Raw genomic sequence first — 25,870 nt, forward strand, 5'->3', positions numbered from 1 at the left:
TCGCTCGTCTCATGCCTCGCCCGTACCTCCGGCCCTACGGCCGCCTCGGTGCTGTCAGTTCACTCCTCGGCCGGACCACCGCTACAGCGCCACCCCGACCAGGGCCTCGGCCACGTCGTCGGCCAGGCTCCGGGTGTGGATCGACCGCAAGCGGTCGGAGGTCAGGGGTTTGCCCGGCTGTTTGGCACGGTTCGCGAGCTGGAGCAGGTCGGCCCGCTGCTGCGCGCTCACCTGCGCGTCCTGCTCCAGGCCGAACACCTTGCGGACCAGCGGGTCGAGCTGCTCGGGCGTGCTCACCCCGCCGAGGCCGAACTCCCGGGCCATGAGGTCGCTCAGCCTGCGCCCGTCGGCGAGGGAGACGGGGTCGGGCAGGCCCGGCTCGTCGGTGAGGCCGCGCACCAGGTGCACGACGTCCTTCATCCGGGCGACGTCGGTCGCCGTGACCGGCGCGCCGCCGATCGCCTGCGGAGCCCTGAGCAGTGAGCTGGCCCGTCGCTGGAATCCACTGGGCCGTCGGCCCTGGGCGCCCGTCTGCCGTGCCAGGTCCTCCAGTTGGGCGACGCCCAGGCTGATCCGGCCGTCGGACCGGCCGTCGGTCTCCGCGTGCAGCGTCACCAGGGAGTCGATCCCTCCGTCGGTCCGGCCCCCGTCGCCCGTACGGTGCTCGGGGTCGCGCAGCACGACGTCCTGGACCAGCTCGATGTGACGGGGGGTCATGACGCCGCCGCTGCGCAGTGGCTGGATCGCCTGGCGTTGGGCCAGACGTACGCCCAGCAGGTCGTGGAAGGCGCTGAGCACGGCGTCCGACTTCGCGCCGAGCCCGGTCACCGGCTCCTGCGGGTGGAGCTGCGAGGCGACCGTCACCACCGGGGGCCGAAGGCCCTGGTCCGCCTTCCACAGCGCCACCTTGGCCACGTGGTCGGCGAACTTCTCCAGCCGCTTCACGGCCGTGACGCTCAGCGGGGCGCCCGCCGGTCCCACCGGCAGCTCGATCTTCGCGTCCTGGTGGCCGGCCCTCACCACGGCGGCGAGGGGGTTGCTGAAGCTGCTGCCCTCCAGTCCCAGCTCGGCCCAGCTGTCGAAGAAGGACTCGCCCTTCGCCCTGCCGTGCAGGGAGAAGTACCACGCTTCCCCTGACTTGCCGTAGGAATCACCGGTCAGGCCGATGAGTGCCCGGGTCGCGTTGACCATCCAACCGGACTCCGCCCGGGCCCACTCGGCCCGTTCCGCTTGCGCGTCGGGGTGCGCCGCGAGCTTGCGCTGCTCCTGCCGGGCCTGCCGGATGCCGTGCAGGCTCTGGGCCAGCCGCAGCCGGGCGTCGTCCACCCCGATCTCGCCGCGCGCCGCGGAGGCCTCCAGCTCGTGTGCCACCGCCTCGATGTCGGCCCCGTAGTGCGCGAGGTTCGCCTCGACGGCGTCGCGCATGTCGTTCCGGATCGCCTTGCGCTGGTTGAAGTTCTGGAGGGCGAGGTGGTGGGTCTTGTCCTGGCTGGTGACGACGACGGGAGCGAAGTGGTAGCCGACGCCGTCGGCGTGCTCGTCGGGAACCCCCTCGTCCGTGCCGCGGGCGTAGTCCTGTTCGTAGGCGCGCAGCCCGTTCTCGATCGACGAGGGTACGGACTGGATGACGTAGCCGTCGCCCGGGTCCATGGCGAAGGCCCGCGCATTGATGCCCAGGCGCTCGCTCACCTCGCGCCAGCGCAGCGCGGCGTCCGTCTCGCGCGCCGCGCGGTACTGAGCCGTCCCGTACTCGGCTCCCGGTACGGGCCATTTCCCGGCCTCGGTGTGCCGGCCCTGGCCGATCAGTGCCGCCGCCCGGCCGAGGTCCGCCTCGTCGGGGTCGCCGTCCGGCCCCAGCAGACGGCCCACCTCTTCCGCGAGGTGCGCGATGCCCGAGACCTCGGCGTTGTTCGCGGTGTTGATCGGGGCCGTGACGGTGGTGCCCGTTCCCCCGCGCCCGGGCGGCCGGACGTCCTGGAGCAGGATGTGCGAGTGGTCCCCTCCGAGCACGTCCGCCGAGAAGTCCCGGCACACGTCCTTCGGGGCGCCGGCGAACTGCGGTGCGACCTTGTGGAGGGTGCGCGGCTCCCCGTCGTGGTCGAAGGTGATCCGGGTCTCCGGATCGACGACCAGGCGCACGTCGCTCCCCGCCAGGTCCAGCTTCCGCCGGGCGTCGTCCACCAGCTCGGGGAGCGCGTAGAACTCCCGCACCGGGCCGTCGTGATCGGCGATGGCGAGCGTTCCGTCACCGGACACGCGGAGCTCGGGGTGCGCCGGCACCTCGACCGGCCTGGCAGGTTGGTAGACGGGGAAAGAGCTGACGCCGGTGAGGGTTCCCATGACGAAGTCGAGCTCGTCCTCGGGCTTCATCACCGATTCGAGCCGGCTCGGCAGCCGGTAGGCGAACGGAGCCTTCGCCAGCCGTTCGGCGGGGGACGCGCCTTCCAGCTGCGCCCCGGGCGGCGACACCAGGGTGTATTCCGTGAGGAGACGGCTGGGCTTTGCCGCCTGGTCGGGCACGCCCGGTCGGTGGCCGAGCACATCGCCCAGGTCCGCACCGCCGGGCGGGGCGAACCAGGTGGCCGGGCCGGGCCCGGGGCTGTGCCGGACGTCGTCGGTCCCGAAGGACTCCGCGCCGTCGAGGGGCGTCAGGGCGGGATCCTGCCCGCCTTCCCCGCCGGTGACGGCGGTGTACCCGTCCGGTGCGTCCGCGGCGTTCGGCGGCGTGCTGCCGTCGGGCGGCAGATGGGCGCCCAGCGGCTGCACGGCGACCTCCGCCGCGTCCTTCGGCAGCGTCAGCCGCAGCCACTGTCCGCCCGTGTTCACCACCGGACGGCCTGAGCCGTCGAAGCCGGCCCCCGGGCCCACCACGAGGTGCCCGGTGCCCGTGGCGTCCGTACGGTGCGGCGCCGTCGCCTGCGGCACGAACCACAGCGTCCCGTCCGGAACGTACGCTTCCAGGTCCAGGCCGGGCAGCAGCCGCCGCAGCTCCCGCAGCACGTCGGCCGCGTACGATCCCTCGCCGCCCCGGCCCAGTGAGCAGCCGGCCAGCTGGAGCGGCTTGGCGACGTCCCAGACCTGGCGCCGGTGCAACTGGGCCAGGGCCCCGGCGAGCTGCCCGGGGGTGACGGAGGCGCCGCGCCACTGCGGGGCGCCGTCGTCGCCGGAGTGCATGACGACGGTGAAGAACCGGTCGTCGTGCGGGAAGCGCGCGACGCTCTCGGCCGTCCGCTCCCGCCGTCCGGCGTCCGCCGACGGATCGTCGAGCAGGTGGGCGCCGGAGTCGTGGCCGAGGGCCAGGGCATCGGCCAGCTCCTTGACCCGACCATGGTCGGGCCCCGCCCCCGCCCCCGACCCCGCGGAGGCCGGCTCGGTCATCCGTACGGGGACGGACCGGTCGGCCAGCCACCAGCCGTCGGCGTCACCGATGGGTGCCTGGCCGCCCTCCACCGGCTGGAACAGGTCGCGCACGCTCTCCGGCAGCTCCACCTCGAACGGCGGCGCGTCCGGTTCCGTCAGTCGCGTCAGGGTGATGCCCTTGACCAGCGGCCGCAGGTCCTCGCGCGAGCCGAGGTAGGTCAGTGCCGCCTCCCAGATCAGCTCGGGCTGCGGGTGCTGCACGATGGCGTCGTGGATGTCGGTCAGGTGCAGGTCGCCGTCCCGGTTGTACAGGCTGCGCACCATGCTGTGGATCACCTGCTGGGTGAAGTGCAGCGTCTGCGGGGCCGTCCAGGTCCGCTGCGCGGGCGGCACCGGCCGCAGCCAGCTCGCGTCGAAACCCATGTCGACCCCGGAGAGCGACGGCAGCTTGGCGACGTGCGGATAGCCCAGCCGCTTGGCCACCGGGACCTGGCTGTCCGGTCCGGTCCGGAGCATCACGGAGTTCCGGCGCGGCCGGCCCGTCTCCCCCAGGTAGAACTCCTTGCCCATGAGCATCGCGTCCGGCCCGTACAGCTCCTTCTGGGTCTTGCGGTAGTTGGACTTCTGCTCGGCCAGGCTCTCGCTGAGGTAGGGGTGCTCGGCGGGTGCCACGAAGGCGGAGTTGCCGAAGGTCGCGCCGTTCGAGTGGGTGGCGAACCCCTCCTTGCTCCGCGCCGTGGCGGCGAGCGCCGACAGGGACGTGATCCGGTTGTCGCCGTCGGAGTAGAGCCCGCCGAAGTCGTGCCCGGCGACGAGCCGGAAGATGTCGCTCGCCGCCGCCTTGCCCCGGCCGGTCAGCTTCGCCAGTTCGGTCATCAACTCGTTGTGCAGGGGCATGGGCCGCCCCTTGTGGTACACCTCGAACGGGTTCACCAGGCGGATGTCGGCGTCGTCGGCCCACCGGACCATCCGCCAGGCGTCCGCGAGTTCCGGGTCGGCCGGGGCCGCGTCCAGCTCGTACACGGCGTCCACCACGTGCCGGGGCAGGTCCGTCCACAGGACGAAGAACGCGCCGTCCCCGTGGGTCCTGGCCGCCTCGCCGAAGCGCTCCCAGAAGCCGGCCGACGGTCCGTCGGGACGGAACGGGCCGAACCAGATCGCCTGGACGATGCCGGGGATCGCCACCTCCGTCGAGTCCAGCGGTGCGACGTCCTGCCCGGGCGCCCACGTGGTCGTGGAGCGGGTGTGGACCACGCTGTACTCGCCCTTGCCGACGTCCCAGCCGGCCGGGTCCATGTCTTCGGCGCTCACCGGGTACCGCATGTCCATCAGGTGCAGGAAGTAGGCGGCCTGGTCGGCCGTGAGGTTCGTGTAGTCGTAGGGCTCACGGGTCTCGGGGTGCAGCAGGAAGTGCGGGGCCTCCATGGGTTCGAGGATCCCGAACAGGTCCACGCCGATCGGCCCCGGAGCGGGCAGCGTCCGCACGTCGGGGACGACCGTCGAGGACTCGAGAGCGGCGAGCAGGTCGGCCGCCGTGCGGTAGGCGTCGCCGGTGGGGGCGTCCTGTGCCCCGTCCCCCTGTTCTCCGCCCGCCGAGTCCACCCCTCGTGGGTCGTGCTGCCGGTTCGCCGGTCGCGCGGGCACGGCCGGCTTCCGGTCGTCGCCGTCGGGGTGGAACGTGCGGAACTCGGCCGCATCACTGCCCTCCTGGAGCAGGAAGTGCCTGGGCTTCTGTGACGTGTCGTAGTAGTGGCCCGGCACCGCCGGCACCACACCGCGCGTCGCGGTGGGCGCGTGCACGGGCAGCCCCACCTCCCGCGCCACGTCCTGCGCGTGCTGCGCGGAGTTGCAGCCGAGGAGCACCAGGGAAGCCGGCTTGCCCTGCGCGACGGCCTCCTTGAGCGCCACGACACTGGGCCGACGGCGCAGGAACCCGCCGACCTCCGTACCGCTCAGCACGGCGACGGACCGGCCCGTGACCTCCATCCGGAACCCGCGCGCGTCTGCGTGCGCCGAGAAGAAGTAGGCGTGCTCCGGGTCGTACGGCACGTGGGGGGGCCGGCCGGAAGGGACGCCCCATGCGGACCACTGCTCGAATTCCGTCAGCTGGTCGAGGTGCCCGTACGGTCCCTCGCGGACGGCCCAGTGGCTGTCGGTGAACGAGGCCCTTCCCTTGGAGATGCCGTCCAGGTTCGGGATGGGCCGCGTCTCGATGAGCGAGTCGGGGACGGTCCGGCCATCGGTCGTGGTGACGCTGCCGGGACCGGGGCCGGCGCGGTGGTCGACCCCTCCCTTGGACGGCGGATCGACCCGGACGATGCCGCCCCGTGGCAGGCCGTCGCCGTCGGCCCCGTCGAAGACGCCCTTCAGGCCCAGCGACCAGCCGCCTGCGCCGAGCGGAACCACCTGGGTGTCGCCGGTGAGCGCGTACACCACCCGGCCGGTGGCTGACGCGACCGCACGCGGCAGCTCCAGACCGCCACCACCGCCACGCGAGATCGCCAGGACCACGGGAACATGCTCGGGCAGGCCGGCGAGCACCGGGTCGGCCGCCACGACCCCGGCAAACTTCTTCCAGCCGAGCGCCATCGCGTCGCCGTCCTCGTCCGTGAGCGTGAGCTTGCGCTTCCCGCTGTAGTCACCCCCCAGCACGAAGTAGGGGGCGGGGCCGCTCGCCCAGGGCGCGTCGAAGTCGCCCAGATCCACCTTGACGTACCCGGGATCGTTGGACCCGAGGTTCTGGTCGACCAGCACATGGCGGTACACCGGCCGGTCGTGGCGGAAGCCGGGCAGGAACGCCTCGAAGCCGGCGAAGCCCCCGGGATCGAGATAGGCGCGGCCCATGGGCCGGGAGCCGTCGCCCGGCCCCAGCGGACGGCTCTGCACGGTGACGTCCGTGCCGGGCACCTCGTGGAGGTCCCGTCCCCCGGGTCCCGCGCCCTCGGCGAAGGCCGAGACCTGCCACGGGTCCTGGACCGGCAGGCCCGGCAGGGCGTGCGCCGCCGGCTGCTCGTCGGGCGGGTCGGCGAAGTGTTCCACCCTGCCCAGTTCGCCGAGGTTCTTCCCCCGGAGCTCGTGGCCCTTCTCCGCCCGGTTGTTGCTGCCGGTCGCGTAGACCTTGTCGACGGATGCCGTCGACAGCGCCGCCGCGGGGAGCCAGAGGTCCGTACCCGCCCCCAGCGCCACGGCGATGTCGCCGCCGTCCGTCGCGCGAGAGGGGTACGCCGACACCAGCCGCTTGAGGTCGACGGCATGTCCGGCCTGCACGTTCAGCCGCAGCAGCCGGCTGCCCTGCGGCAGGGTACGGGGCTTGGTCCTGGACAGGGCGAGCCGCTCCCCGGTGACGGGGATGCCGTCGTCGAGCAGGCGGCCGGTCCCCTCGTGCACCACCAGATAGGCGTGCGCCTTCCCGGTGGCGGGCCAGGTGGGGGCATCGGCCGGCAGTCCGGGGAGCACGGCGGGCGAGGCCGTGGTCAGCGCGTTCTCGACCGGGGCGGCGGTGAGCGGAACGGATGCGGACGGGTCGGCCGGGGGTCGGGACGTGCCGGTCGTCCGGTCGTCGCCGGCGGGGTGGTACGTGTGGAACTCGCCCGCGTCCGTGCCCACTTCCATGCGGAGGAAGAGCTGCGGCTGCTGCGCGGTGTCGTACAGGGCGCCCGGCGTCGCCTCCACCACACCGGCGGTGGCGGTGGGCGCGTGCACGGGGAGCCCGACCTCGCGCGCCACGTCCTGCGCGTGCTGTGCGGACTGGCAGCCGAGGAGCACCAGGGAGGCCGGTTTGCCCTGCGCGGCGGCCTCCTTCAGCGCCACGACGCTGGGCCGGCGGCGCAGGAACCCGCCGACCTCCGTGCCGCTCACCATGGCAGGCGGCTGACCCGTGACCTCCATCGTGAAGCCGGGCGGGCCGGCGTGGGAGACGAAGAAGTAGGCGTGCTCCGGGTCGTACGGCACCTGCTCGGTGAGGCCGGTCGGCTCGTCCCACTCGAACCGCCGCTCGAAGTCGGCCAGTCGGTCGAGGTGCGCGTACGGCCCCTCACGGACGGCCCAGTGGGCGTCCTCGAAGGAGGCACTTCCCTTGGAGACTCCGTCCAGGTTCAGGACGGGCCGGGTCTCGATGAGCGGGTCGGGGATGCTCCGGCCGTCCGTGGTGGTGACGCTCCCGGGACCGGGGCCGATGCGGTGGTCGACTCCTCCCTTCGACGGCGGGTCGACCCGGACGATGCCGCCACGCGGCCGGGAGTAGCCGTCCGCCCCCATGAAGGCCGCTTTCAGACCCAGCGACCAGGTCTCGCCGCCGTCGCCGCCGAGCTGATCCACGAAGGTGTCGCCGGTGAGCGCGTACACCACCCGGCCGGTGGCTGACGCGACCGCACGCGGCAGCTCCAGACCGCCACCACCGCCGCGGGAGACCGCCAGGACCACGGGAACGTCCTCGGGCAGGCCGGCGAGCACGGGGTCCGCCGCCACGACCGCGGCGAACTCCTGCCAGCCGAGCGAGGTCGCGTCCCCGTCCTCGTCGGTGACCGTGAGCTCGCGCGTCCCGCCGTACTCGTCGGCGAGGACGACGTAGGGATCCGGGCCGTTCGCCCAGGGCGCGTCGAAGTCGCCCAGGTCCGCCTTGACGTACCCGGGCTCGTCCGGCGCCAGGTCCTCGTCGATGAGCACGTGGTGGTACACCGGCCGGTCGTTGCGGAAGCGGGGCAGGAGCTCGTCGAGGTCGTCGAAGCCCTCGGGGTCGAGATAGGCCCGGCCCATGGGCCGGGAGCCGTCGTCCGGGCCCAGCGGACGGCTCTGCACGCTGATGTCCGTGCCGGGCACCTCGTGGAGGTCCCGTCCCCCGGGACCGGCGCTCCCGGCGAAGGTCGAGAGGGAGCCGCCCGGCCGCTCCGGCGGCTCGGTGGCGGTCGCGCGTCCGGCCGGCGGCGCGGGCGCCTCGGTGGGAGGGGCCGGTGCGGGCGCGTTCTCCACCGAGGCGTGGAGGGGGCCCGCGCCGATGCGCAGCGCCAGCTCCATCGCGGCCCGCTCCGGGTCCGGCGAGGGCGCGGCCGTGGGGAAGGCGAGGTGGCGGCGGTCGGCGGGGGTGATCAGGGCGCCCTGGTCGCCGGCGGGGCGGGCGGCGAACGTGCCCTCGTGTGCCTGTTCGTGGGCGTGCCAGCGGTCGGCGTGGAGGTTGCCCGGGCCCCACAGCTTCCGGTACGCCGCGAACCAGTCCTTGCCGTAGTCCCGCTTCAGGTCTGCCAGCCGGGACCCGCCGATGCTCCGGCCGTCCGTGAGCCGGTCGAAGGTGGCGGCGGCGTGGCCGAGGGCGGGCATCGCCTCGGCCTCGAAGGCGAGGTGGAGCGGCAGGTCCGCGAGGAGCGCGTCCTGGACGGAAGTCCACAGGGCGAGGCGCTCCGCGTCGTGCAGCGCCGCCGGATCGCCGAAGACGGTGTCGAACGCCTCCAGGATCCGCTGTTCGTAGCCTTCGCCCACCCGTCGGCGGGAGGTGTCCGTCAGCCCCCGTCCCTCGCCGAAGGCCGCCGCGGCCGCTTCGGCCTGCCGGTTCGCGGCGGTGGCCGCGACGTCCCGGGCGATCTTGAGGGTGAACAGGTCGTGGACCTGCTGCTCGGTCACCAGGTCGCCGGGCGCGTCGGGGCGGGCGAGGTGGTCGAGGAGCCGCTGGTCCGTCGCGGCGACGAGCTCGACGGTCACCGCGCGGACGAAGGGCTCCGCGTCGGCACCGGACAGCCCCAGCGCCTCGGCGGCCCCGGGATGCAGGCGGGAGCCGCCGCCGCTGGACAGGACCGTGTCCCGCCAGGTCGGCGCGGCGGCCTCCACCTGGTCGACGATCTTCCGGATGGCGGCCTCACGGACGGCCTGGACGGCAAAGGCGTGGGAGAGCCCGGCCGTGTGCCGGTCGAAGGCCTCCGCAACGGTACGGATCGCCGCCGCAGCGCCGTCGCGGCTCAGGCCGGCCGCCGAGTCGGCCGAGCCGAAGGCTGCGATGAAGTCGGCTACGAGCCGGTCGCGCAGGTCGCGGCCGATCAACCGCAGGCTGTCCTCGGACAGTTCCGCGTCCCGGGCGACGCCACCGGCGCGCAGCAGATCGGCGTCCTCCTGCGTCAGTCCGTCCCGCCAGTGGGTGGCGAGCTGGTCGACGGCGCGATCGGCGCGTTCCCGCACCCTTTCGTACTCAGCGCGCAGCTCCAGGTCGCGGCGCAGGCCGGCGGACATCTCGTCCAGCTTCCGCCGCGCCCCGGCGGTCCGGTCCTGCAGGGCGTCCCGTACGTCTCCCGGCTCGGCGTAGAGGCCCGCGACCGCCGTCTCCACCTGCTGCCGGAACACTCCGGCCATGTGGTCGCGCACCCGTGCGGCCGCTTCTTCGGACAAATCCTGGGCATGCCGATCCCGGGCCACCTGGTCGAAGCGCTCCATGCCCACCCGGACCCCGGCCTCGCGGAAGGACGCCAAGGTGATCAGGTCGTCCAGGCCCGCGAGGACCTCCTCGCGCGGCCGTCCCTGCGCGAGCTGTTCGGCCATCAGGTCATGGGCGCGGTGCCGGATGGCCGAGGTCAGCTCGTCGGTCGCGCCGTCGGGCAGGTGGTTCGACCAGTCCGCGAACGCCTCGGCGAACCGCTGCTCCGCCTCCGTTTCGGCAGCCGTGTCCCGGGCCGCCTCCCTGGCCTTGCCCGTGTAGTCGTCCTGGAGGTCACGCTGGGCCTGCTGCCAGTCCGCGGCGCGTCCCGCATCGGGCTGTGTGTCGCCCCCGTGCGAGGGCGCGGGCACGTAGTCGTAGGCGGGGTCCGCAGGGGTGTGCCCGGGCGGGTCGCCGGCGCCGGGCACCTCGTGCGGGAGGGACACGGCGCCGGACTCGGTCGGCGGCGTCGGCGTGGGGGTGGGCGTGGGTGACGGATCGGTGTGCAACGGCGGCTCGGCCGTCACGGGCGGCACGGACACCACCGGTGGCTCGGCCGTCACCGGCGGCACGGACACCACCGGCGCCTCGGCCGTCACCGGCGGCACGGACACCACCGGAGGCTCGGCCGTCACCGGCGGCACGGACACCACCGGCGCCTCGGCCGTCACCGGCGGCACGGACACCACCGGAGGCTCGGCCGTCACCGGCGGGTGGCCGGCGGTCGGTCCGGTCGTCGGGGCCGGTTCGTGCTGCGGTGCGCTCCCGGCCTCGCCCCCGCCCGACTGCGTGCGCACCGGGCGTGGCGCGTCCGTCTCCGTGGAGGGGCGCGGCCGGTCCGCGCCGTCCCCGCCGCTCGTCGTGCGGACCGGCGGGGCCGATGCGTCCGCGGCGGGCACCGGGACGTACTCGGCGCCCAGGCGCGGTACCGGGAACGGCGCCGAGTTGCCGCTGAGGTTCGCGGCGACCGAGAGCAGGGTGAGGGGGTGCAGCGGGCCGAAGTACTTCCCGTCGTTCTCACCGAGCGGCGCACTCTGCCAGGTGCGCACGAACTCCGTGTACTTGGCGGTGAACGGGCTCGCCGCGAGGTGCCCGGCATGGCCGAGCGCGCCCATGGCGACACCGGACACGAAACTCTGCCAGCCGGCGCTGAACTCGTGGTTCTCGCCGAAGACGAGGTTGTAGAGCCCCTCGCCGAGGGTGTTCTGGGCCCCCTCCACGAGGTGCTGTCCGAGCACCTCACCGAGCTGGAACATCCGGTTGCCGTTGCCCATCGTGGCGGCGAGTTCGGGCAGGGACTCCGCGAGCGCCTTGACCCCGCCGCCGCTGAGCGCGGACGGGTCCAGGACCTTGTGCAGGACGTCGTTCAGCGCCGCGTTCTCCGCGCCGCCACGCCGCCAGTTCGCGGTGAACGCCTCCCCGAACTCGCGGCCCAGCTGCTTCGCCTCGTTCGTGCCGAGGGCTTCCCCGAGGTGCTTCTCGAACGCCCGCTCCATGTGCTGCCCGAACCGTCCGGCGATGCTGCCCTTGCCGGACTGTGCGAAACCGGTCTGCAGTGGGGTGCTGGTGGCCTGCATCAGGCTTCCGATGTCCTTGGCGAAGGCCTTCGACGCCCCCTCTCCCAGCCAGCGCCCGGAGGCACGGCTCGCCGCGGCCGGTGCGGCAGCGGCGGCGCCGGCCAGGGCAGGTGCCGCCTCCTTCGACGCGCCCTTCATCACGGCGCCCAGCTCCTTGCCGAGGACCTTCCCGCCGCTCTTGCCGACGGCGTTGCCGATGACCGAGCCCACGCCCATGCCGACGAGGTTGAGCGGTCCCGCGATGACGCCGTTGACGACACCGGACTCCAGTGCCTGGAGCGTGGCAGCGGTGTCCCAGTCCGTCCGGTGCTTGTCACCGATCTGGATGAGCTGGACGGTCGCGTCGATGAAGAGACCGCCCGCGACGTTCGCGAAGGTGTGCAGCAGGATCTGGTTGCGCAGCCACGTGAGGATCAGGCGGATGGCCTCGCGCGTGAAGAGGTACTGGAAGCTGAGGCCGCTCAGCGAGGCGCCCAGGGTGTACGGCGCCCAGAAGATCGCGAACACGATCTCGGCGGCGAGCTGGACGAGTTGGGCGATGGTCGACCACTTCGCGTACTCGACCTGGTTCGCGGTGTCCCGCGCGGCCTTCGCCAGTTCCTTGGCGTGATCGGCCGCCTGCCCCAGGTGGTTGTTGCCGCCGCCCTGACCGATGAGCCAGCGCATCTGGGCGACGAACGCGTCGGCGGCCTGCCCCTCGAAGCGCTGGAGGCAGACGTTCACGAGCTCGACGATGTAGTCCGTGAGCTTGGGTATGTCGTCGGCGATGGCCTGGTAGTCGTCCCCGACCACCCGCAGCGCGCTCTCGTCCGCCTCCGGCCACTCGCCGCCCGCCAGGACGGCGAAGAGTTCGGCCAGCTCGGGGGGCAACATGATCGACATCGGGAGGACCTCGGCGGTGACTCGGCGGGTGGACGGCTACGGCAGGCAGCGCGCGGCGGACCGCGGACGGCGGACGGCGGACGGCGGACGGCGGACGGCGGACGGCGGACGGCGGACGGCGGACGGCGGACGGCGGACGGCGCAGGAACTAGCCGGACTTGCCGCCGCGGGCGAGGTCCGCGGCCTCCTGGTCGGCCTTGGTGAACCGGTCCGAGGCGTTCTGCCCGGCGACCCCGGCCCGGTCCAGCGACTCGCGGACGGTCTTCAGGAGGCTCGTCAGGTTCGTCGTCCCCGTGTCGACGGACTTGTGGTAGCGCTTGCCGATCTCGTCGTCCCCGGCCGCCGTCTTGTTGAGCTTGTTGATCTCGTCCGCCCTGCGGCGCATGCCGTCGACGAGCGTCGACATCGCGTCGAAGTCGGCGAACGCCGTCTTGAGGTCGGACAGCGCGGTCAGTCGGCTAGCCATTGAAGTGCTCCTGCCTGCGGACGTTCCTGCGGCCCTGCGCCTCCGCGGACCCGGGGTGCACGGCGCGCAACGGTGCGAGCAGTTCGTCCAGTTCGGTACCGCCGGTCATGGAATGGCGCAGCGCGTCCCCGAGACCTGTGACGGCACGCATCGACTCGGTGATCCGGCCGCCCATCTCCGCCCGGGCCTCGTTGAGGACGTCCACCAGTACGGCGGACAGCTCGGCGGCGGCCATCGTGCGCCAGGCCGAGGTGTGGAAGGTCAGGGCCAGGACCTGGCCCTGCGGTCCCACCTTGGCCGTGACCATCCGGTCCTTCGAGGTCGCGCTGGTGGTCGCCTGGGCGAGTTCCTCGGTCAGCGCCGCCATCCGGTCCTGGTGCTCGCGCAACGCGGCCATCGCCTGCTCGATCTGCTCCGCGAAGGGAGACGTCATGGGTCACCTCTGGTCTGGTAGTCGTCCGTCGGGGCACCGGGCTCAGCGCCCGATGACCCCGCTGGTGGCACCGGATTCGGTGCCCCACACCTCTTCGTCCTCCGACAGCCAGGTGGTACGCCGCCGTTCCTGCTGGCCGGGTGCACCGCCGCCCATGCCCATGCCGGGGGACGGCGGGATCATCGGTGCCCCGACGCCGCCCGGCGCCGCCGCGGTCGCCTGGAGCGCCTGTCCCTGCTGCGCAGCCGCGGCCGCAGCGGCCGCGGTCTGTTCGGCGGTGAGCCGGCCGCCGTTGTCCAGGGCGCGCGGGCCCATACCGCTCTCGGTCCCCAGGTAGGAACCGCCGCCGACGGTCGGCACAGTGGCCTTCGGCAAGGCGTCCGCGCCGGCCGCTGCGCCGCCGCCGAAACCGCCCGACGGTCCGGACAGGCCCGCCGAGCTGGTCCCCGGACGGATCATCGCGCTGGGCGTGAGCAGCGCGCGTTCCTCGTCGAGGAGCAGCTGGTGCTGCTCGTCGACGGGCTTTCCGTCCGGGCCGGAGACGACGCCGCCGGCGCCGATCGTGGCGCCCTTGGGCAGGACGACCGGGTTGCCCCGGGAGTCGAGCACCTGCTTGCCGTCGGGGCCGGTGACCGTCCCCTCCGGGGTGACCTTGGAGCCCTCCGGGACCCGGAACGCTCCGCCGCCCGGCTGGGCCGTGCCGAGGTGGGATCCCTCCGGGACGATCCTGGGCTTTCCGTCCGCGCCGAGGACCGGCTTCCCGTTCCGGCCCGTGACCGCACCGCCGGGGCCGATCGTCGAGCCCGGCGGGAGCACGAGCGGCAGTCCGGTGGCCGGGTCGAGGACCGGCTTCCCGCTGCCGTCGAGCACGGGCAGGCCCCCTCCGGCACCGGCACCGCCCGAGACCCCGCCGGGAATGACGGACGGGTCGGTGAGCGAGGGCAGGGCTCCCGGCGACTTGCCGCCCGTTCCCACGGCCCCGGGGGTGATCGAGGCCGCGCCCGCTCCGGGGGCGCCGTCAGGGCCGGCCCCGGGTCCGCCCAGCGGCTTGCCGCCGGGTCCGACGAGCGGTGCGCCGTCGGGCCCGGCGAGGGGCTTGCCGTCCGGGCCCAGCAGCGGCTTGCCGTCCGGACCGACCCCCTTGCCCGGGCCGTCCTTCACGGGTTCCGGGGCCGGCGGCGCGGTCATCCTGGGTCTGGTCAGGTCGGGCAGGGCGGCGATCGCCGCCTGGTACGCCTTGTCGAGCTTGCCCATGGCCGTGGCCGCCGGCGCGTCGAGCGCGGTCTGCACGTGCCGGACCCACATCTGTCGGGTGTCGCGTTCGACGGCGTCCCAGAAGCCCTGGTCGGCGGGGTTGCCCGCGGACGTGCTGATGGTGACCTTGGGGTCGCCCTTGGGATTGGGGTCGACCGTGACCTGGGCCGTCTGCATGATGGCCATGAAGGCGTCGTGGAGGCAGTTCACCGGCCAGGCCAGGCGGTCGCCGCGCCAGGCCTGGTAGCCGTTCCAGAGGGCGAGGTGGGTGTCGTGCAGCACGGGCCGGGCCTGCTCGATCGGTTCCCAGTACGGGCGGGGCGTGTTGAGCTGGACGTGGAGGTTCTCCAGCTCCGAGGCGAAGCCGTTCAGGACCCACTTGAAGGCTCCGGCCGCGCTGCCCCGGAAGTCGCTGTCGGGAGCGTCGACGTCGGCCGCCCAGGCCTTGATGGTCGGCATCCAGCCGGTGAACCAGCCGTCGAGGTCGCGCAGCAGCCGCGCCGACGCGTCGAAGCTCCACACGCTGGTGGTGTCGTTCTGGTTCGGTGAGGAGACCAGCGGGGTCAGGACGTTGAGCGGCTGGCGCACGAACAGCCCGAGCGGGCTGTCGTCCCCGAACTGGCCCCAGTTCATGTTCACGCCGACGACGGTGCTGTACGGATAGCCGTGGCCGGAGACGACCTGCGTGTAGTTGTACGACCACCACACGTCGTAGGGGGCCGTGGACGCGAACTGCGTCTTGGTCTCCACCGTGTGGCCGCCCAGCCACTTCGCCTTGGCGTCCCCCGCGACCTGGTCGCGTCGGGTGATGGTGGACTGGTCCTTGGCCGCGAACACGCCGATGGCGTCTTCCCATTGCATGCCTGGCTCGCTCCCTGGTCGCGTGTGGTGACGGTCGGTGGGACCGCTCAGGTGGGCAGCGCCGGACGGGCGCGGGCCCGCCGGCGCTGCGTCGACGTCAGGGCCTTCGCCCTGGCGCGCCGGCCGGGCGCTACGCCGGAGCCGGTACGGGTGCCGGTGCGGGGCCGGGGCGGGCGCCGCCCAGGCCGGTGAACACGTCGTCGAGCACCTGCATCATCTGGGCGGCGCTGAGGGCCTCGTCCGCCGCGTTGTTCAGCTTCGACTGGGCCGTCTGGAGGTCGACGGAGATGCCGGCCATCGTCTGGTCCAGCGCTTTGAGCTGGCTCGCCAAGGAGGCGCACAGCCCCTGGAACCGGGCCTGGAGCTGGGTCGCGCTGGCGAGCTGTCCGCCGCCGGCCATCAGCTTGGTGTAGTCGCCCGGACCTCCTCCGATCCCGCTGCCGCTGCCGGCCTGCCCGAAGGCGTTCGCCCGGGTGACCACGCTGTTGCTGCGGACGTCGTCGAGGAAGTTCTTGATCTGGTTGAGGGCGACGTTCTTGAGGTACTCGTCCGTGACCTTGAGCGTCCCGCCGTTGCCCGGGGCGGGCTCGCCCCTGTCCTTCTCCGCCCCGGCCATCAGTGGAAGCCCTGGGCGCCCGCGATGTCGGCGTCGCGGAGCAGGCCGTGCATCTCGCGCAGGACCTGTACGCCCTGGCTGATGTCGTCGGTCATCCGCGCGTCGCTCGTCTGGAGCGCGGTGAAGAACTCGGTGGCGGCGCTCTGCATCTGGCCGGAGAGCTCGGCGCTCGCCGCCCGCACCGCCTGCAGGCACTCCATCATGCTGTCGTGCATGCCGTTGCTCGCCTGCTGGAGCGCGTCGGCGGCCTCGTCGATGTTCTGGTGGTTGAGCGCTATGTCGGCCATGGCCGGGGTCCTTCCGGTGGGGGTGGGAGTCAGCGGGTGGGGTGCAGGGCGCCGTAGACGGCGTCGGAGCCCGAGCCCCAGCCGCTCGCCATCTGCTGCGCGTCACCGTGGGCGGTGTCGAGTCCGCGGTGGCCTTCGGACAAGGTGTCGTGGAAGCGCTGGTAGGTCTCCTTGACCTGGGCGTACTTGGTCTGCCAGTCGTCGATCCGGGTGGTGTAGGTGGCGGAGCAGGCGGCCACGAAGTGCGTCCGGATCTCCTCGACGACGGCCTCGACCTTGCCGGCGGCCGTGTACATGGCCCCGACCTGCACCTCGACACTGGCCAGGATCCGGCGGACGTTCTCGTCCCGTGACTTGAGCGGAGTGAGCACTGAACTTCCCTTCGCGGTGGGGTGCGCGGGTCCGGCCGGACCCGCGCGCTGAGCTCTACGGCGGCACACCCCCCGGGAGTTCATCCCGGTTCGCAGTGTTTTCTCAGCATTCCGGGGTGTGCGGGGGCGTCAGTTCTCGCAGCGGTTCCCGGCGTCGGGCGACGGCGCCGCCCCGGCCAGTCCGGTCAGCAGGCCCGGGTCCAGTGGCGGTCCGCTGGGCAGCAGTCCCAGGAGCGGGGCGGGTACGGCGGCCGGTGCGACGCCCTTGTACCCCAGCCGCTCGACCGCCTCGTCGGACGGCAGGGCGTAGCGCACCCCGGCGTCCGTCACGAGGTAGCGGGTGGAGCCGGTCCCGGCCCCGGACTCGGCCCGTACCAGGGCGCCGCCGCCCGGCCGGACCAGCACCGTGTCGGCCGGTGCGCAGGCCGGGCGGACCCCGGGCTGGGCGGCGGGCGGGCGGCCCGCCACGGAGTCGGCGTCCAGCACGGCGATGGTGGTCGTCGACGTGTGCGCGGCGGGCCGGGACTCGGCGCAGACGGCCTTGCCCTGACCGGCCACCACCAAGGTGGGCGGCCGAGCGGGCAGCGCGGGCCGGCCGGCCGCGGCGGCGGGGTGCCGGGCGAGGTCGTCCGGTCCGAGCGCCACCGGGGCGACGGGACCGCCCTGGTAGGCCAGCCGCTGGGTCCGCGGATCGCCGCGCAGCAGCTCGAACAGGGTCGGGGTGAGCGGCTCCAGGCCGGCCCGGGTCAGGACGTACCGGCCGTCCCCGGGGCCGGTGAAGAGCTGGCCGAGCCGGGTGGGGCCGGCCGCGAGCACGGGACCGGGCTCGCCCCGCCCGTCGACGGGGGGCGATGCGAGGTCGGGGCCGGCCGGGACGGCGTTGAGGAAGGCCGGGCCGACCGGGGTCGGCACCGCGCCGGTGTAACCGAGGGCCTGGAGGGCGCCGTTGGCGGTGTCGGCGCGCAGCCGCTGTCCGCTCCACAGCAGGTACACGGTGCCGTCCGGGGTGCCGGCCAGCAGGGCCTGTCCTTCGGTCAGCCGGACGCCTTCGCGGGGCCGCCCGATGGCGAGGGCCAGCCGGGCGGGACTCTCCCCCGCCCGGGCCGGCTGCTGCACCGTGCAGGCCAGCCACGGGTCCGGCTTGCGCAGTCCGGCCGCGGCCGGCAGGCCCTCCGGTGCGCCGACGATCCCCACGGGGGCGCCGCGGACGGCCCCGGCCAGGGACCGTTCGCTCACCCGCTGGACCGTCAGCCGGTCGCCGGCGACGAGCCGGGCGCTCGCCCGGTTGAGCACCGGGCGCAGCTCTCCGCCGAGGAAGAGGTAGCGCGCGCCGCTCTCGTCCGCCACGACCAGGGTCCCGGGCTTGGCCCAGCCGGTGGCGCCGCCCGGCCTCAGCAGCCCGTAGACGGTGACCACGAGGGCGAGCAGCAGTGACACGGCGATGCCGATCAGATGGCCGCGGCCGGTCCGTGCGGCGGGCGAGTCGGGTGCGTCGGGGTCGGCCCGCAGCATGCCGGAGGCCAGTCTGCTCATCACGAACAGATGGGCCTGCACTTGGTCCCGTCGGGACTGCATCGGTGTTCCTCCTCGATCGGCGGGGTGGGGCGGTCTCAGCCGCCCACGGCGCGCAGGCCGTGGAACACGCCGGTCACCAGCAGCGCGAGCGGCAGCAGCGCGGCGGCGGCGACGGTGTGCACGACGTCGGCGATGCGCCCCCAGTACGGGAGCAGCCGGCGGCCGGGCAGCGTCCAGGCGACCACCAGCAGCGCCGTGGTGAGCGCCAGCAGCCCGGCCAGCATCAGCAGGCGCCCGTGCAGGCCCTGCCCGGCCGCCAGCCGTCCGGCCAGGAGCGCGGCCCCGTGGGCGCCCGGCAGCAGGACCGCCAGGCGGGCCGGAGTTCCGCCGACGGCGCGGGCGTGCAGGAGGAGCAGCAGGCTGAAGGTGCCGGCCATGGCGAGGGGGGCGGCTCCGTCACCGAGCGCGAGGAAGGTGACGGCCACGGCGGCGACCGCACCGCCGGCGAGGTGGAACGCCGTGAGGTAGCGGTCGGCGACCCGGCCGCGGGCCAGGACCCGGTCGGCCGGGAAGGGCTCGATGTCCTCCTGGAGTTCCTCGGCGTTGCGGGGCAGGGCGGGCATCCGCAGGCCGGAGAGGCGGAAGGAGAGGGCGGGCACGAACCCGCCGAAGCCGACCACGACGACCGCGCTCACGGCGGCCTGCTGCGCGGCCGACAGGCCGGCCAGCGCCAGCAGGCCCGCCGGCCCGCCGGCCAGGGCGACCACCAGGAGGGCGGAGAAGAGCGGCGCGGCGCACCCGACCGTCGCGAGGGCGAGCACCGCCGCTCCGGCCGCGGCGGAGGCGCCGGCGAGCAGCCGGGCTCCCGTCAGCTCCGGTCCCGCCGGTCCGCCCGGCAGCAGGGCGCCCGCCAGTGCGAGGAAGGGGACGGCGGCCACGCCCAGCGCGATCCCGGCCGGGGTGTCACCGACGGCGCGCGCCGCGGCGCCCGCGCCGACCAGCAGCAGCGCCCCGGTGACGACGGCGGCCGGCACGCGCAGCGGGTGCGGCCCGGGCAGGGCCAGCAGGGCGAGCGCCCCGGCGAGGACGGCCAGGGCGAGGGCGAGGGCGAGACGGTGGGTGAGGGCGGGCCGCCAGGAGTCGGTCCGCTCGCTCATGCCGGTGGCGATGCCGTCCACCAGGTCGTCGAAGTCGATGGGCGGCAGGGCCTCCCGGCGGGCGCGCAGGTAGAGCCGGTCGCCGTCGCGCAGGTCGAGCGACTCGGGCGTGCGTTCCTCGTCGAGCGGCTCGCCGCCCAGGCGCTGGAGGACCCAGCCGCCGTGCTCGATCCCCTCCTCGGGCAACTCGGCGCCCGCGTGGCCGACCACGGCCGGCAGCAGGTCGCCCAGCGGCACGTCGGCGGGCACCGCGAGCGCGAAGTCCGCCCCGGGCGTGTGGAATCTCAGTCGGCACAGTCCGCCGACGACGGTGCTGCTCACGCGTCGCTCACCCCCACTCGTGGCCCGCGAGGTGGTGCGGGCAGGTCCTGCGGGGCACCGCGGTCGGTGCCCGGGCGGCTCTACGGAGTGGGGCGGGGGAAAAGTTCAAGCGGCCTCGTATGAACCCTCCGCGGGGCGCTGCCCGTCAGGGCTTGGCAGATGTCCGGGGTGAGTGAGGAGACCTTCGTTGAGCGTGGTTCTGGTCAGCCGCAAGGCCCGTCGCCCCGGCCCCGAGATGCCCGAGGGCGAGATCCAGCTCCAGGAGCCGCCGGAGCTGCCCGAGGCGCAGAGCGGTATGTCGAGCGTGATCACCATGGCGCCGATGGCCCTGGGTTCGCTGTCGATGGTCTTCGTCCTGCTGCGGCCGGGGGGCGACAGCGGGGGCCCGTTGATGTACGTGGCGACGGGCATGATGGCGCTGTCCGCGATCGGCATGCTGGCGACCCAGCTGATCCGGGGGGCCGGCGACCGCAAGCGGCAGCTGCGCGGCGAGCGCCGGGACTACGCGCGCTACCTGTCGCAGATGCGCCGCCAGGTGCGCCGGACGATCGAGAACCAGCGTCAGGCCCTGGCCTGGCGGCATCCCGCGGCCACCGAACTGGCCTCGCTGGCCGGCACCTCCCGGATGTGGGAGCGCCGTTCGGCCCATCCCGACTTCAGCGACGTACGCATCGGTACCGGGCCGCAGCAGCTCGCGGTGAAGCTGGCGCCCCTGGCCACCAAGCCGGTCGGGGACCTGGAGCCGCTCTCCGCGCACGCGCTGCGCCGCTTCATCCGCGCCCACAGCGCCGTACCGGACCAGCCGATCCCGCTCCACCTGCGGGGCTTCTCCCTCCTGCTGGTGCAGGCCGAGGAGGCCGAGGAGGCCGAGGCGGCCCGGTCGATGGTGCGCGCGGTGCTGGCGCAGCTGGCCGTCTTCCACGCGCCGGACGAGCTGCGGATCGCGGTGGTCGCGCCCGGGGACCGGCGGGCGGACTGGGAGTGGATCAAGTGGTTGCCGCACGCCCTGCATCCGACGGACACGGACGGGGCGGGCGCCGTGCGCCTGATCGCCGACACGATGTCCGAGGTGGAGCAGCTGATCGGTGAGGAGTTCGCCGGCCGGCCGGCGTTCGAGCCGGATGCGGTGCCGTCCCGTGACGAGCCGTTCACCGTGATCGTGGTGGACGGGCCGCGGCCGGCGGCGGGCCGTGCGGCGTCGGCCGGCCGCCGCAACAGCATCGTCATCGGCCTGGACGACGCCTTCGAGCGGAAGGCCGCGCGCCTGACCCTGTGGCTGCGCGTCGAGGCCGGGCGGCTGGCCATGATCGGCAGCGACCGCAACGGCAAGGAGACCGTCACGGACCTCGGTCGCCCCGACACGCTGCCCCGCACGGCGGCCGCCCGGCTGGCGGCCCTGCTCGCGCCGTACCGGACCGGCGACGGCGCCGAGGCGACCGAGCCGCTCACCGCCGACTTCGACCTGACCGCGCTGCTGGGCATCCACGACCTGCACCGGCACGACGTCCCCCGGCACTGGGAGCAGCGCACCGCGCGCAACAAGCTGCGCGTCCCGCTGGGCATCGGCCCCGACGGGACCCCGGTGGAGCTGGACATCAAGGAGTCCGCGCAAGGCGGCATGGGACCGCACGGCATGCTGATCGGGGCCACCGGCTCCGGCAAGTCCGAGCTGCTGCGGACCCTGGTGCTCGCGCTGGCCATCACCCACTCGTCCGAGGTCCTGAACTTCGTCCTGGTCGACTTCAAGGGCGGCGCGACCTTCCTCGGGCTCGACCGGCTGCCGCACACCTCGGCGGTCATCACCAACCTCGCCGACGAGTCCGAGCTGGTCGACCGGATGCGCGACGCCCTGCACGGGGAGATGATCCGCCGGCAGGAGCTGCTGCGGGCCGCCGGGAACTACAGCTCGTTGCTGGAGTACGAGGCGGCGCGGGCGGCCGGCGCCCCGATCGACCCGCTGCCCACGCTCTTCGTCGTGGTCGACGAGTTCTCCGAACTGCTCTCCGCCCACCGCGACTTCATGGAGCTGTTCATCATGATCGGGCGGCTCGGCCGGTCGCTCGGCGTGCACCTGCTGCTCGCCTCGCAGCGCCTGGACGAGGGCCGGATGAACGCGCTGGAGTCCCACCTGTCGTACCGGATCGGGCTGCGGACCTTCTCCGCGATGGAGAGCCGCGGCGTGCTCGGTGTGCCCGACGCGTACCAGCTTCCCACCCAGCCCGGCAACGGCTTCCTGCGCAGCGACATCAGCACGTTGACCCGGTTCAAGGCCGCCTACGTGTCGGGCGGGTACCGACCCGCGCGCCGGGCCGCCCGGCGGGCCGCGGTGGCCGGGCAGGTCGTCGCCTACGGCACCCGGTACGTCGCGCCCCGGGTGCTGCCCGTCGTCGCGGAGGAGGAGCCGGCCGCCGAGGACAGCCGCTCGCTGCTCGACATCGCCGTGGACAAGCTCCTCACGGCCGGGCCGCCGGCCCACCAGGTGTGGCTGCCGCCCCTGGGCGTACCGCACTCCCTGGACGAGCTGCTGCCGCCGCTGGTGCCCGACCCGGAGCACGGGCTGACCACCGACCACGCGACGCGCGCCACGCTGCGGGTACCGGTCGGCGTCGTCGACCGGCCGTTCCAGCAGCTGCGCGACCCGCTCGTCGCCGACCTGTCGGGCGTCGGCGGGCACGTCGGCGTCGCCGGCGCGCCGCAGAGCGGCAAGAGCACCCTGCTGCGCACCCTCGTCACGGGCCTGGCGCTCACGCATTCCCCGCGCGAGGTGCAGTTCTACTGCCTGGACTTCGGTGGCGGCACGCTCTCGGGGCTGCGCGGTCTTCCGCACGTGGGCGGGGTGACCGGACGGCACGACGCGGAGCGGGTGGTGCGCACGGTGGCCGAGGTGAACTCCGTGATCATCCGCCGCGAGCGCTCCTTCGCGGAGCTCGGCATCGACTCCGTCGCCGAGTTCCGGCGGCGCAGAGCGGCGGGGCTGCTCCCGGACGACGCCCACGGCGACGTCTTCCTGGTGATCGACGGCTGGAACACCTTGCGCCAGGAGTTCAGCGACCTGGTGCAGCCCCTCACTTTGATCTCGCAGCGGGGCCTCAACTACGGCGTCCACCTGGTGGTGGCGACCACCAGGTGGGGCGAGATCACCGGTGGTCTGCGGGACCAGCTCCAGACGCGCTTCGAGCTGCGTCTGGGCGACCCCGTCGATTCCGTGATCAACATGCGGGCGGCCGGCAAGGTGCCCAAGAGCCCGGGCCGCGGGCTGACGGACGACCAGATGCACTTCCTGACGGCCCTGCCCCGGATCGACGGGATGAGCACCACCGACGACCTCGGCGCGGGCGTCGCGGCGCTGGTGGACCGGATCGCCGGCGAATGGACGGGACCGCGCGCGCCGGAGGTCCGGATGCTGCCGCTGCTGCTGGACGCCGCCGAACTGCCGCCGGCCGACGGCCGGCTGCGGGTGCCGATCGGTGTGGAGGACACCGAACTGGTGCCGCTGCGGCACGACTTCGAGTCCTCGCCGCACCTGGTCGTGATCGGCGACAGCGAGTCCGGCAAGACCAACCTGCTGCGGCTCGTCACCCGCTCCGTGATGAGCGCGTACACGCCGGACGAGGCCCGGATCATGATGGTGGACTTCCGGCGCGAGCTGTACGACAGCGTGCCGGAGGAGTACCGGCTCGGCTACGCGGTCGCCGCCGACGTGGTGCGGCAGGCCGTGGAGGGGGCGGCGCGCGCCATGCGGCAGCGGGTGCCGTCGGCCGACATCGCCCCCGCCCGGCTGAAGCTGCGCGACTGGTGGACGGGGCCGGAGCTGTTCATCGTGGTGGACGACTACGAACTGGTCGGGGCCGGCGCCGGCGCGCATCCGTTCGCCCCGTTGCTGGAACACCTCGCGCAGGGCACCGAGCTCGGCCTGCACCTGATCGTGGCGCGCGCCGCCAACGGCGTCGGCCGCGCGTTCAACGACCCGCTGCTGCGCAAGCTCCAGGAGGTCAGCACCCCGACGCTCCTGCTGTCCTGCCCGCCCTCGGAGGGCGTGTTCTTCGACGGGGTCAAGCCCCGGAACCTGCCGGTCGGGCGCGGCCTCTACCTCACGCGCCGCCGGACCGTCCAGGTCCAGACGGCCCGGCTCGACGAGGAGGCGCCCGGGGGACCGGTGGAGCCCTGAAGGTCAGGGGCGGGCGGACCAGCGCGCCAGCAGGTCGTCGGTGGTCGTGAGGGTGGCGACCAGGGCGAGGGAGTGGCGGAGCACCTCGGCGGTGTAGGCGGCGGGCACACCGGCGATCGCGTCGGTGGGCAGGACCACCTGGTAGCCGAGGTTGACCGCGTCGAAGACGGTGTTGGGGACGGCCACGTTGGCGGAGACCCCGGTGACGACCAGGGTGCGGCAGCCGAGGTTGCGCAGCAGGGCGTCGAGGTCGGTCCCGGCCAGCGGGGAGAGGCCGTGCAGGCGGCGTACGACCAGGTCCTCGTCGGCCACCTCTACGGGTGCGGCCACCTGTACGGCGCTGCTGCCGGTCAGTTGCCGCACCGGCAGCCGGGCGGCGGCCCGGAACAGCCGGGCGTTGGCGCTGGCCCCCCGTCCGTCCGGCCGCCGTTCGGCCACGGCGTGCACCACCTGGACGCCGGCCGGGCGGGCCGCGGCCACCAGCGCGGCGACCCGGTCGAGCATCCCGGAATCCCGCGCCTGGGCGGCCAGTTCGGGCAGGGCGCCGTGCTCGCCGACCACGCCGTTCTGGCACTCGACGGTGAGCAGCACCGTGGTGGCGGGATCGAGCTCGGCCATGGCTCCCCCTGGCGGGACGACGGAAGAGCCCTCATGATTCCTGACACATAGTCAGATGTGAAGGGGTGCGGGACGGATGGACGACACGCAGCGGCGCGGCCGCCGGATCATGATGACGCCCGAGGAGGTCGACGCCTTCCTGCGCACCCAGCGCACGTGCCGGGTGGCCACGGTCTCCCCCGACGGCCGCCCGCACGTGGGCGCGCTGTGGTTCGCCTGGGACGGCCGCTCCCTGTGGCTGTACTCGATCACCCGCAGCCGCCGGTGGGCCGATCTGCGCAAGGACCCGCGGATCTCGGTCGTGGTGGACGCCGGCGAGTCCTACGACGAGCTGCGCGGGGTGGAGCTGAGCGGGACCGCGGCCTTCGTGGGCGAGGCCCCCCGCACCGGCGAGCCGTGCCCCGAACTGGACGAGGTGGAGCGGCTGTTCCCGCAGAAGAACTTCGGCCTGCCGCAGATGCCGCACGACGGCCGGCACGCCTGGCTCCGGCTGACCCCGGAGTCGATCGTCACTTGGGACTTCCGCAAGCTGTAGGGCCCGTCAGCATGCCGCCCGGCGCGCCGCCTCCTGCAGGGCCGCCACGCCCGCCCGGACCGACGGGCGCCGGGCGGCGTCCGCGCGCCAGACCGCGTACACGTGCCGCCGTACGCCGTCGCAGACCGGCAGCAGCCGGACCCCGGCCGGCACCGAGCCGCGGCCGAGCCGCGGGGTCACGCACACGCCGAGGCCGGCCTCGACGAACGCGAGCTGGGTGTGGTGCTCCTCGGCGATGTACGTGATCCGGGGCTCCACCCCCAGGCCGCGCAGGGTGAACACCAGCCACTCGTGGCAGAACTGGCCCTCGTTCCAGGAGATCCACTCGTCCTCGGCGAACGCGGCCAGCGAGGTGGTGCGGCTGTCGGCGCGGTCGGCGAGCGGATGCCCGGCCGGCACGGCGATGTCGGCGGCGTCGTCCAGGAGGTGGACCCGGTCCAGTTCGGCCGGGACCGGCATGCGCTTGTTGTGCCAGTCGATGGCCAGGGCCAGGTCGAGGTCCCCGCGGACCACCGCGGCCATGGCCTCCTCCGGCTCCTGCTCCCGCACCAGCGGCCGCAGGTCCGGATGGTCGGCGTGCAGGGCGGTCAGCGCGGCGGGCAGCAGTCCGCGCATGGCGGTGGGAAACGCGCCGATCCGCAGCTCGCCCACGGCCCGGCCGCGGTGCGCCTCGACATCGGCCTGGGCGAGTTCGACCTGCGAGAGGATCCGGGCCGCGTGGTCGGCGAGCAGCCGGCCCGCGTCGGTCAGCCGCACCCCGCGCCCGTTCTTCGACAGCAGCGGCTGGCCGATCTCGCGCTCCAGCTTGGCCATCTGCTGCGAGACGGCCGAGGTGGTCACGTGGAGCCCGTCCGCCGCGCCGCTGACCGAGCCGTGGCGGGCGAGGGCGTCCAGGGTGCGCAGGCGCTCCAGGTTCAACATGTAAGCAATACTACGACGTCACCCTTAAAGAATCTCGCTTGTCCTACGAGATTGTGCCGAGCAGAGTACCTGACATGAGCGCACCGACCACCCTGCCGACCGCCTCGCCCGCCCCGGCCACCCGCACCCCGCAC

At 73.9% G+C, this 25,870-nt stretch carries 13 protein-coding genes; 2 read left to right on the plus strand and 11 right to left on the minus strand.

From position 1 onward, the window contains the following. Positions 1–81: 81 nt before the first annotated feature. From EF918_RS02755 to eccD, 9 genes are all read right to left on the minus strand, one after another. Positions 82–12,213, minus strand: a complete 12,132-nt coding sequence (locus EF918_RS02755) for a hypothetical protein (protein WP_125639979.1) — start codon at positions 12,211–12,213, stop codon at positions 82–84. 148 nt (positions 12,214–12,361) lie between these two features. After that, positions 12,362–12,679, minus strand: a complete 318-nt coding sequence (locus EF918_RS02760; protein WP_125639982.1) for a hypothetical protein — start codon at positions 12,677–12,679, stop codon at positions 12,362–12,364. Continuing rightward, positions 12,672–13,112, minus strand: a complete 441-nt coding sequence (locus EF918_RS02765; RefSeq protein WP_125639985.1) for a YbaB/EbfC family nucleoid-associated protein — start codon at positions 13,110–13,112, stop codon at positions 12,672–12,674. The genes EF918_RS02760 and EF918_RS02765 overlap by 8 nt, the downstream gene beginning before the upstream one ends. A gap of 42 nt (positions 13,113–13,154) precedes the next feature. Beyond that, positions 13,155–15,227 carry a hypothetical protein gene (locus EF918_RS02770; RefSeq protein ID WP_125639989.1) on the minus strand — a complete coding sequence of 691 codons (2,073 nt, stop codon included), beginning with the start codon at positions 15,225–15,227 and terminating at the stop codon, positions 13,155–13,157. 130 nt (positions 15,228–15,357) lie between these two features. Further along, complete coding sequence (locus tag EF918_RS02775) at positions 15,358–15,843, minus strand: hypothetical protein (protein WP_125639992.1); 486 nt, start codon at positions 15,841–15,843, stop codon at positions 15,358–15,360. Further along, positions 15,843–16,130 (minus strand): hypothetical protein, encoded by a 288-nt coding sequence (locus EF918_RS02780; protein WP_125639995.1) that lies wholly within the window; start codon positions 16,128–16,130, stop codon positions 15,843–15,845. Before EF918_RS02780 ends, EF918_RS02775 begins: the two co-directional genes overlap by 1 nt. Positions 16,131–16,159: 29 nt before the next feature. After that, entirely contained in the window at positions 16,160–16,501 is a 342-nt protein-coding gene (locus tag EF918_RS02785) for a hypothetical protein (RefSeq protein WP_125639998.1), read from the minus strand. Between the two features lie 129 nt (positions 16,502–16,630). Then, the gene (gene eccB / locus EF918_RS02790; protein WP_125640001.1) at positions 16,631–18,076 is read right to left on the minus strand and encodes a type VII secretion protein EccB; all 1,446 of its coding nucleotides are present in this window, start codon (positions 18,074–18,076) and stop codon (positions 16,631–16,633) included. A 35-nt stretch (positions 18,077–18,111) separates the two neighbouring features. Then, the gene (eccD, locus tag EF918_RS02795; protein ID WP_260609723.1) at positions 18,112–19,494 is read right to left on the minus strand and encodes a type VII secretion integral membrane protein EccD; all 1,383 of its coding nucleotides are present in this window, start codon (positions 19,492–19,494) and stop codon (positions 18,112–18,114) included. Between the two features lie 235 nt (positions 19,495–19,729). Here eccD and eccCa point away from each other — a divergent pair, with 235 nt between their 5' ends. Beyond that, on the plus strand, positions 19,730–23,662 hold the full coding sequence (eccCa, locus tag EF918_RS02800; RefSeq protein WP_125640022.1) for a type VII secretion protein EccCa: 3,933 nt from the start codon (positions 19,730–19,732) through the stop codon (positions 23,660–23,662). Between the two features lie 3 nt (positions 23,663–23,665). On the opposite strand, the gene EF918_RS02805 is transcribed toward eccCa, so the two are convergent. Then, positions 23,666–24,280 (minus strand): cysteine hydrolase family protein, encoded by a 615-nt coding sequence (locus EF918_RS02805; RefSeq protein ID WP_125640004.1) that lies wholly within the window; start codon positions 24,278–24,280, stop codon positions 23,666–23,668. 76 nt (positions 24,281–24,356) lie between these two features. Here EF918_RS02805 and EF918_RS02810 point away from each other — a divergent pair, with 76 nt between their 5' ends. Continuing rightward, complete coding sequence (locus EF918_RS02810) at positions 24,357–24,815, plus strand: pyridoxamine 5'-phosphate oxidase family protein (protein WP_125640007.1); 459 nt, start codon at positions 24,357–24,359, stop codon at positions 24,813–24,815. Between the two features lie 6 nt (positions 24,816–24,821). Here EF918_RS02810 and EF918_RS02815 read toward each other — a convergent pair whose 3' ends face one another. After that, the gene (locus EF918_RS02815; protein WP_125640010.1) at positions 24,822–25,736 is read right to left on the minus strand and encodes a LysR family transcriptional regulator; all 915 of its coding nucleotides are present in this window, start codon (positions 25,734–25,736) and stop codon (positions 24,822–24,824) included. Positions 25,737–25,870 lie beyond the last annotated feature (134 nt).

This window comes from Streptomyces sp. WAC06614, assembly GCF_003949795.1.
GTDB lineage: Bacteria > Actinomycetota > Actinomycetes > Streptomycetales > Streptomycetaceae > Streptomyces.

Bases quoted from the DNA above. Each gene is read 5' to 3' on its own strand.
- EF918_RS02755 (WP_125639979.1), bottom strand. From the start codon at position 12,213: ATGTCGATCATGTTGCCCCCCGAGCTGGCCGAACTCTTCGCCGTCCTG.
- EF918_RS02760 (WP_125639982.1), bottom strand. From the start codon at position 12,679: ATGGCTAGCCGACTGACCGCGCTGTCCGACCTCAAGACGGCGTTCGCC.
- EF918_RS02765 (WP_125639985.1), bottom strand. From the start codon at position 13,112: ATGACGTCTCCCTTCGCGGAGCAGATCGAGCAGGCGATGGCCGCGTTG.
- EF918_RS02770 (WP_125639989.1), bottom strand. From the start codon at position 15,227: ATGCAATGGGAAGACGCCATCGGCGTGTTCGCGGCCAAGGACCAGTCC.
- EF918_RS02775 (WP_125639992.1), bottom strand. From the start codon at position 15,843: ATGGCCGGGGCGGAGAAGGACAGGGGCGAGCCCGCCCCGGGCAACGGC.
- EF918_RS02780 (WP_125639995.1), bottom strand. From the start codon at position 16,130: ATGGCCGACATAGCGCTCAACCACCAGAACATCGACGAGGCCGCCGAC.
- eccB (WP_125640001.1), bottom strand. From the start codon at position 18,076: ATGCAGTCCCGACGGGACCAAGTGCAGGCCCATCTGTTCGTGATGAGC.
- eccCa (WP_125640022.1), top strand. From the start codon at position 19,730: ATGCCCGAGGGCGAGATCCAGCTCCAGGAGCCGCCGGAGCTGCCCGAG.
- EF918_RS02805 (WP_125640004.1), bottom strand. From the start codon at position 24,280: ATGGCCGAGCTCGATCCCGCCACCACGGTGCTGCTCACCGTCGAGTGC.
- EF918_RS02810 (WP_125640007.1), top strand. From the start codon at position 24,357: ATGGACGACACGCAGCGGCGCGGCCGCCGGATCATGATGACGCCCGAG.
- EF918_RS02815 (WP_125640010.1), bottom strand. From the start codon at position 25,736: ATGTTGAACCTGGAGCGCCTGCGCACCCTGGACGCCCTCGCCCGCCAC.